This is a genomic window from Streptomyces hirsutus (assembly GCF_001418415.1).
Taxonomy (GTDB): Bacteria; Actinomycetota; Actinomycetes; order Streptomycetales; family Streptomycetaceae; genus Streptomyces; species Streptomyces hirsutus.
Genome location: NZ_LIQT01000446.1, coordinates 1 through 7814, shown reverse-complemented (window position 1 = coordinate 7814; position 7814 = coordinate 1). Strand labels below are relative to the sequence as shown.

General features: G+C 72.9%; 9 protein-coding genes. 3 read left to right on the top strand and 6 right to left on the bottom strand.

All coding sequences use genetic code 11. The features are described from left to right. From AOK11_RS40815 to rimP, 4 genes are all read right to left on the bottom strand, one after another. On the bottom strand, positions 1–550 hold a 550-nt coding region (locus tag AOK11_RS40815; protein ID WP_206188957.1), incomplete at its 3' end, for a translation initiation factor IF-2 N-terminal domain-containing protein. A gap of 150 nt (positions 551–700) precedes the next feature. Further along, positions 701–994, bottom strand: coding sequence for a YlxR family protein (locus AOK11_RS40810; RefSeq protein WP_079035175.1), 294 nt, complete (start codon positions 992–994; stop codon positions 701–703). A gap of 102 nt (positions 995–1096) precedes the next feature. Next, entirely contained in the window at positions 1097–2083 is a 987-nt protein-coding gene (gene nusA, locus AOK11_RS30020) for a transcription termination factor NusA (RefSeq protein WP_055596851.1), read from the bottom strand. A gap of 2 nt (positions 2084–2085) precedes the next feature. Next, positions 2086–2640 carry a ribosome maturation factor RimP gene (rimP, locus tag AOK11_RS30015; RefSeq protein WP_055596850.1) on the bottom strand — a complete coding sequence of 185 codons (555 nt, stop codon included), beginning with the start codon at positions 2638–2640 and terminating at the stop codon, positions 2086–2088. 269 nt (positions 2641–2909) lie between these two features. Between rimP and AOK11_RS30010 the strand changes: the two genes are divergently transcribed. From AOK11_RS30010 to AOK11_RS30000, 3 genes are all read left to right on the top strand, one after another. Further along, complete coding sequence (locus tag AOK11_RS30010) at positions 2910–3473, top strand: hypothetical protein (protein WP_055596849.1); 564 nt, start codon at positions 2910–2912, stop codon at positions 3471–3473. Positions 3474–3476: 3 nt separating this feature from the next. Beyond that, a complete protein-coding gene (locus tag AOK11_RS30005) occupies positions 3477–3944 on the top strand; it encodes a ferritin-like domain-containing protein (RefSeq protein ID WP_055596848.1) in 468 nt (155 codons plus the stop codon). A gap of 92 nt (positions 3945–4036) precedes the next feature. Continuing rightward, positions 4037–4948: an aminoglycoside phosphotransferase family protein gene (locus AOK11_RS30000; protein ID WP_055596847.1), complete on the top strand. Its 912-nt coding sequence runs from the start codon at positions 4037–4039 to the stop codon at positions 4946–4948. A gap of 428 nt (positions 4949–5376) precedes the next feature. On the opposite strand, the gene AOK11_RS29995 is transcribed toward AOK11_RS30000, so the two are convergent. Both AOK11_RS29995 and AOK11_RS29990 read right to left on the bottom strand, forming a co-directional pair. Next, a complete protein-coding gene (locus AOK11_RS29995; RefSeq protein ID WP_055596846.1) occupies positions 5377–7077 on the bottom strand; it encodes a proline--tRNA ligase in 1701 nt (566 codons plus the stop codon). A gap of 89 nt (positions 7078–7166) precedes the next feature. Next, on the bottom strand, positions 7167–7751 hold the full coding sequence (locus AOK11_RS29990) for a GNAT family N-acetyltransferase (RefSeq protein ID WP_055596845.1): 585 nt from the start codon (positions 7749–7751) through the stop codon (positions 7167–7169). Between the last annotated feature and the right edge of the window lie 63 nt (positions 7752–7814).

The window sequence follows — 7814 nt, the reverse complement described above, 5'->3', positions numbered from 1 at the left end:
CACCCTGGCCGCCCTGACCACCCTGGCCGCCCTGACCACCCTGGCCGGCGGGACGACCGCCGGGCTTGGGGGCGCCGGGGCGTGCGCCGCTGGGCTTCGGTCCGGCCGGAGCCGGGGACGGAGCCTGAGCGGCGGCCGGCGGGGCCTGGAACTCCGGGACCGCCGGTGCCGGACGCGGCGCGGGGCGCGGCCCCGGACGCGGACCGGAGGCCGCCGGAGCGGAGGCCGCCGGAGCGGGCGCCGACGGGGCCTCGGGCTGCTGCGCAGCAGGGGGCTTGGGTGCGGCCGGCGGCCGCGGTGCTGCCGGACGTGCCTGCGCCGGGGACGGCGCGGGCCTGGGCGCGGCCTTCCTGGGCGCGCCGGGCTTGGCACCGGACTTGCCGTTGCCCCCGCCCTGCTGGAACGCGTCGGTCAGCTTGCGTACTACAGGCGCTTCGATCGTCGAAGACGCCGAACGGACGAATTCACCGAGCTCTTGGAGCTTGGCCATGACGACCTTGCTCTCGACACCGAACTCCTTGGCGAGTTCGTAGACCCGGACCTTAGCCACTTCGCTCCTCTGAGGTCCGGGTTGCGTCCGGACCGTCGCTAGTTCATGGGCGTACTCATCGCGTACTCATCGAGTGCTCATCGCAATCTCGACCTGCTTTCGACTCGCGAGGTACCAGACCGCACGGGGGGTTCCGCACGGCATGTCTTCTTACGGATTGCTGTCGCAACCCTGTGCCTGCTCGACGTAGTGGCGCAACGCCTTTACGTCGAGCGGTCCCGGGACGCGGAGCGCCCGCGGAAACGCCCTTCGGCGCACCGCCTGGTCGAGACAGACCGGGGCGGGATGTACATACGCACCCCGGCCGGGCAGCGTACCGCGTGGATCAGGAACGCACACATCCTCGATCACCACGGTCCGCAGCAGCTCGTTCTTGACTGCTCGCTCCCGGCAGCCCACGCAGGTGCGCTCGGGGCGCGCGTGGGTAGGTGTCCGGCCAGACACTACTAAGTCTACCTCCCCGGACCGACCTCACCCCTTTGGGGCAAGTATCGAACACGTGCCGCGCGCAAGACTGTCGTGATCTCAGCGCGCGGCGGCTTGGATCTATTCCCCGGGCTGCTCCGTGTCCGGCCGGATGTCGATCCGCCAGCCGGTCAGACGGGCGGCCAGGCGGGCGTTCTGCCCCTCCTTGCCGATCGCCAGGGACAGCTGGTAGTCCGGCACGATCACCCGGGCGGACCGGGCCGCCAGGTCCACGATCTCCACCTTGGTGACACGGGCCGGGGAGAGCGCGTGGGCCACCATCTCGGCGGGGTCGTCCGACCAGTCGACGATGTCGATCTTCTCGCCGTTCAGCTCGCCCATCACGTTGCGTACGCGGCCGCCCATGGGGCCGATGCAGGCGCCCTTGGCGTTCAGCCCGGACCGGGTGGAGCGGACGGCGATCTTCGTACGGTGGCCGGCCTCGCGGGCGATGGCGGAGATCTCCACCGAGCCGTCGGCGATCTCCGGCACCTCCAGGGCGAAGAGTTTCTTCACCAGATTGGGATGTGTGCGCGACAGGGTGACGGACGGGCCGCGCACGCCCTTCGCCACCCGGACGACGTAACTGCGCAGCCGCAGTCCGTGCGGGTAGGTCTCGCCGGGAACCTGCTCCTGCACCGGCAGGATGGCCTCCAGCTTGCCGATGTCGACCAGGACGTTCTTCGGGTCGCGGCCCTGCTGGACCACGCCGGTGACGATGTCGCCCTCACGGCCGGCGTACTCGCCGAGCGTCGCGTCGTCCTCGGCGTCGCGCAGGCGCTGCAGGATGACCTGCTTGGCCGTGGTGGCGGCGATGCGGCCGAAGTCGGACGGGGTGTCGTCGAACTCGCGGGCCTCCTGGCCCTCGTCGAGGTCCTCGGGATCCTCCTTCGCCCACACCGTCACATGCCCGGTCTCCCGGTCGAGCTTCACGCGCGCGTGGCGGCGGCTTCCCTCGGTGCGGTGGTAGGCGATGAGGAGGGCCGACTCGATGGCCTCGACCAGCAGGTCGAAGGAGATCTCCTTCTCCCGTACCAAACCCCGCAGGGCGCTCATGTCGATGTCCACGGCTACGCCTCCTCTTCCGTCTTGTCGTTGGTGTCGTTCGTGTCGTCGGTCCCGGTCGCGTCCTGCGCGGCGGACCTGTCGTCCTTGCGGTTGAACTCGACCTGGACCCGCGCTCTGTCGATCTCGTCGAAGGCGAGCCGGCGCGCGGTGGGCTTGCGGCCCTTGACCCCGGGCACCTCGAGGTCGAGGCCGTCGTCGTCGGTCCGCAGGATCCGGGCGACCAGTTCGTCGCCCGCCGTCAGCCGGAAGCCCACCAGGCGGCCCGTGGCGCGCACGTAGTGCCGGTACTCGGTGAGGGGGCGTTCGGCGCCCGGGGTTCCGACCTCGAGGGTGTACTCGCCGCTGCCCATCGCGTCGGTCTCGTCGAGCTTCGCCGAGAGCACGCGGCTCACATCGGCGATGCGGTCCAGATCCGCGCCGGTGTCCGAGTCGACCACGACGCGCAGCACCCGCTTGCGGCCGACCGTGTCCACGGCGATCTCCTCGAGATCGAGGCCCTGCGAGCTGACGAGCGGTTCCAGAAGTTCTCGAAGCCTCTCGCTCTGGGTGCTGCTCATCCGGGTGACTCCTCGGCCGCGTGTGCTGTTGTGGGATGGGGCTCGTGTCTGGTCAAAGGGTATCCGGTCGCGAGGGGTGATGCCGTCCACCCGGTCACCGAGGGGGGTGCCGCTGAGCGCCGTCGGGGAGATGCACGGGTACCGTGATCACGGACCCGGGTCCTGTCGTCGAACTCCCCTTGTCCGCCCGGAGGGCGGGAGTTCGACCGCAGCGCCTGGGGCTCTTCTTCCGTCGCCACGTTCCGTACGAGCCCCCGAGGACGTCTGCCGTGCCGTTCCCCCATGCTCCGCGCGCCCGTACGGGGCCGCGCAGAAGGAGCCTGCTCGCCGTCGCCCCGACGGCCCTGCTCGCGGCGGGCTGTTCCGCCGGGTCCCGGGATGCCGGCCCCGCCGCCGGCAGTCCTTCTCCCCCGGCCTCCGAACGGGCACGCGCGCGTGCGGCGCGCGACAGCCGGGAGCTGGCCGAGCGGTACGACGCCGTGATCGCGGCGCACGCCGGGCTCGCGCAGCGGCTGGGTCCGTTGCGCGAGCACGCCGTGCGGCACGCGAAGGCCTTCGAGAGTCTCGGGACCGCGGCGGGTTCGGCGTCACCGGAGTCGCCGGTGCCCGCCGGGGCGGGGCCGTCCGCCTCGGCACCGGTGCCGTCCGCCTCGTCACCGGTGCCGGTGCCCGCGAAGGAGAAGGACGCCCTCTCCGGGCTCGCCGCCGCCGAGCGGGAGATCGCCGACCGGCGCCTGGAAGCACTGCTCGACGCGCCGGCCGAGCTGGCCAGGCTGCTGGCTTCGGTGGCGGCGGCCGGCGCGGCGCATGTGTTCGTGCTGACGGAGGGCTGACGGGTGAGCGAGGCGAAGGACCGGGAGCTGCGGGCGCTCCAGGCGGCCCTGGCGGCGGAGCACGCGGCGGTGTACGGATACGGGGTCGTCGGCGGGCGGATCGCCGACGACCGGCGCGCGGACGCGCGCTCGGCCCACGACGCGCACCGCGCGCGCCGGGACGCGCTGGTGCGCGAGGTGAAGGACACGGGCGCCGACCCCGTGGCCGCGGCCGCGGGGTACGCGCTGCCGTTCCAGGTAGCGGACCCGGCCGCGGCCGTGCGGCTCGCGGCGGAGCTGGAGAACCGGGTGGCCGGGGTGTACTCGGACCTGGTGCGCGCGAGCGAAGGCGCACGGCGCCGCGCGGCGGCCGAGGCGCTGCGGGAGGCCGCGGTGCGGGCGGTGCGCTGGAGCGGGGAGAGCGTAGCCTTCCCTGGGCTCGCCGAGCGGGCCGGGCCGTCCTCGGAGGCTCCGTCGGTGCCGCCGGTGTGAGGGAGCCTCACGACCGCACGCGAGGGCGTGCAGGAGCGGCGTGAGGGGACGGCGGCAGATGTCGCGTACAGCACGAAGGGAACGACTCGCGCATGGTCTTCGAACCGCCGCAGCGTCTGGTGAGGGCGCTGGGTGAGACGGCTCCCGACGGCGGTGCGGACTGGCTGGGGAAGCTGCCCGAGGCGGCGCGTGAGGCCGTCGCACTGCGCGGGCTGACCGTGGAACGGATGCAGGTGCCCGGGGGTCGCAGCAGCCTGGTGGTGCTGGTGCGGACGGCCGACGACACGCCCGCCGTGCTGAAACTGGCCCCCGCGCGGGCCCGGCCGGAGAGCGAGCGGGCCGCGCTGGCCCACTGGAACGGGCTGGGCACGGTCCGGTTGCTGGAGCCCTCCTCCCCGGACGGGGCGCTGCTGCTGGAGCGGCTGCATCCGGATGTCTCGGTGCGGTCGTTGCCGGAGGCGAAGGCTCTGCTGGAGGCTGCCGCGACGCTGCGGCGGCTGTGGGTCGAGCCGCCCGCGGGGGACACCGCTCATACCTTCGAGACGGTGGCCGAGCGGACCGGCCGGCAGGCCGAGGCCATGCGGGCGGGTGCCGCGGGCTTTCCCGAGGTGGCACCGCTGGTGTCCGCGGCGCTGGAGGCGCGCGAGGAACTGCTGGCCGCGCCGCCCGAGCACCGGCTGCTGCACGGCACGTTCCGGCAGAGCAAGGTGCTCTCCGCCGAGCGGATGCCGTGGCTGGCGGTGGGCCCGGACCCGGTGGTGGGCGAGCACGCCTTCGACCTGGCCCGGCTGGTCCGCGACCGCGTGGAGGACCTCATCGCCCAGCCCTCCGGCGCGACGACGACCCGCCGCCGGGTGAAGCGCCTGGCAGAGTCCCTGGAGATCGACCAGGAACGTCTGCGCGGCTGGACGCTGTTCCGCGCGGTGGAGTCCGGCGTGCGCGCCCGTCGCATCGGCCGCGACCGGGACGCGGAGCTTCTCCTGGAGTTCGCCGGCTGGCTCTGACACCGCGTGGTGCCGCCGGGAGCCCGCACGGGGAACGACTCCGCGCGGACTCCCGGCCTCGTCGTGGTGACGGCGTGAACCGGGCGATCACGTCGTCCACCGGGTCCTCCCGTCCGCCGTTGACGCGGTCACGCGGTGAGCCGCGGTGAGCCGCTGTGCACGGTCCGGCCCTCCGGCGGCGATCATGACGCGGGCTCCGGTCTCGGCACGGTGACGGCGTGGCCGTGCCGTGCAGCGAGCCGGGGCCTCGGCCACGGTGAATCCCCCGCGTTCGCCGGTACGGCGGCCGCGCTGTGGATTCCGGCGTACGGGCCCGCACCGCCGACGGCCGGGGCGTCAGGGACGCACGTACCGGGCCGTGGGCTTCGGCCGGGATCGCCGGAGCCCGCGCGGGGGCGGTTCCGCGCGGGCTCTCGGTGGTGGTGCGGTCAGGCCGTGAGGCGGGCGATCGCCTCGTCCACGGTCACTTCCTCGCGTTCGCCGGTACGGCGGTCCTTCAGCTCGACGATGCCCTCGGCGGAGCGGCGGCCGGCGACCAGGATCTGCGGGACGCCGATCAGTTCGGAGTCGGTGAACTTCACGCCCGGCGAGACGCCCGCGCGGTCGTCGACCAGGACGCGGACGCCGGCGGCGGCGAGCTTGGCGGAGACGTCGAGGGCGAGCTCGGTCTGCAGGGCCTTGCCCGCGGCGACCACATGGACGTCGGCCGGGGCGATCTCCTGGGGCCAGCACAGGCCCTTGTCGTCGGCGGTCTGCTCGGCCAGGGCCGCCACCGCGCGGGAGACCCCGACGCCGTAGGAGCCCATGGTGACGCGGACGGGCTTGCCCTGCTGCCCGAGGACGTCGAGCTTGAGGGCGTCGGCGTACTTGCGGCCCAGCTGGAAGATGTGGCCGATCTCGATGGCGCGGTCGAGCCGGAGGCCGGTGCCGCACTTCGGGCAGGGGTCGCCCTCGTCGACCACGACGACGTCCACGTACGCGTCGACCTCGAAGTCGCGGCCCGCGACCACGTTCTTGGTGTGGGTGTCGGCCTTGTTGGCCCCGGTGATCCAGGACGTGCCCGGCGCCACGCGCGGGTCGGCGATGTAGCGGACCTTCTCCAGTCCCTGCGGGCCGACGTAGCCGCGGACCAGGTCGGGGCGGCCGACGAAGTCCTCGGCGGTGACCAGTTCGACGGCGGCCGGGGCGAAGTGCGCCTCGACCTTGCCCAGGTCGACCTCCCGGTCGCCGGGGACGCCCACGGCGACGATCTCGCCGTCGACCTTGACCAGCAGGTTCTTCAGCGTGGCCGAGGCGGGGACGCCGAGCGAGGCGGCGAGGGTCTCGATGGTGGGGGTGTCGGGCGTCGGGATGTCCTCGGCGGCCGGGACGGCGGAGCCGTCGGCGGGCTTCGGCTCGTAGGAGATCGCCTCGGTGTTCGCGGCGAAGTCGCAGTTCGGGCAGTCCGCGAAGGTGTCCTCGCCGGCCTCCGCGGGAGCGAGGAACTCCTCGGACTTGGAGCCGCCCATCGCGCCGGCGGTGGCGGCGCAGATGCGGTAGTCGAGGCCGAGGCGCTCGAAGATCCGCTGGTACGCCTGGCGGTGCAGACCGTAGGACCGGGTCAGGCCCTCGTCGTCGAGGTCGAAGGAGTACGAGTCCTTCATCAGGAACTCGCGTCCGCGCAGGATGCCCGCGCGGGGGCGGGCCTCGTCGCGGTACTTGCTCTGGATCTGGTAGAGGATCACCGGCAGGTCCTTGTAGGAGGACGCCTGGTCCTTCACCAGGAGGGTGAAGATCTCCTCGTGGGTGGGGCCGAGGAGGTAGTCGCCGCCCTTGCGGTCCTGGAGGCGGAACAGCTCGGGGCCGTACTCCTCCCAGCGGCCGGTCGCCTCGTAGGGCTCACGCGGCAGGATGGCGGGGAGCAGTACCTCCTGGGCGCCGATGGCGTCCATCTCCTCGCGCACGACGCGTTCGACGTTGGCGAGGACCTTCTTGCCGAGGGGCAGCCAGCTCCAGATGCCGGCGGCGGTGCGGCGCACGTACCCCGCGCGGACGAGCAGCTTGTGGCTGAGGACCTCGGCGTCCGCCGGGTCGTCGCGCAGCGTTTTCGCCATCAACTGGGACATGCGCTGGACCGGTGCGTTCGCCATGGTTCTCGTACTCCTGCTGCGTCTGGGTGATGACTGGAGGTTAGCGGGGCGGGACGGGGCGGTGGAAATCGGTTACGGCCCCTGTGGCCCTACTGGCCCTTTCGGCCCTGCGCGCGACGGAGCGGCAAGGGGGCGCCCATCACGGCGTACGGCTTGGGGGCGCTGGGGAAGTGGACGCGGCGGGCGAGGTCCTCGTAGCCGAGGGAGCGGTACAGGCCGCGGGCGGGGCTCTCTATGTCGATGGCGGAGAGGATCGAGCGGGGTTCGTCGGCGCCGTCGGTGATCGTGGTGATCAGGGAGCGGCCGATGCCGTGCTTCTGGTAGCGCGGGTGGACGTGCAGTTCGGTGATGACGAAGGAACCGTCGAGCCAGTCGTCGAGGCCCCGGGCGCGCAGATGGGGTTCGACGACCGTGGACCACCAGTGGGCACGGTCGTTGGGCATGCCGTAGACGAAGCCGACGAGGCGGCCGGCGACGGTGGCACCGAAGGCTCTGGCTCCCGGCAGGGTCATGTGGCGCAGCACGATCTGCCGGCGTACGGCCACCTCGTCCGGGCCGAGGCCGAACGCCTTCGCCTGGACCGCCAGCGCCTCGTCGACGTGCGCGGTGAGGTCGAGGGGGCCGATCACGATGTCGTCGGGGCGGGGGTGCCCGTGACCGGGAAAGCGCAGCATGCCGGGGAGACTACAGGGCGTCGGCACGGGTCGGGACGGCTCCGCGCGGCCTCACGCCGGCAC

Excerpts from the sequence above, each read along its gene's own strand:
- rimP (WP_055596850.1), bottom strand. The coding sequence starts at position 2,640 with ATGAGCAGCACCCAGAGCGAGAGGCTTCGAGAACTTCTGGAACCGCTC.
- AOK11_RS29995 (WP_055596846.1), bottom strand. The coding sequence starts at position 7,077 with ATGGCGAACGCACCGGTCCAGCGCATGTCCCAGTTGATGGCGAAAACG.
- AOK11_RS30000 (WP_055596847.1), top strand. The coding sequence starts at position 4,037 with ATGGTCTTCGAACCGCCGCAGCGTCTGGTGAGGGCGCTGGGTGAGACG.
- AOK11_RS29990 (WP_055596845.1), bottom strand. The coding sequence starts at position 7,751 with ATGCTGCGCTTTCCCGGTCACGGGCACCCCCGCCCCGACGACATCGTG.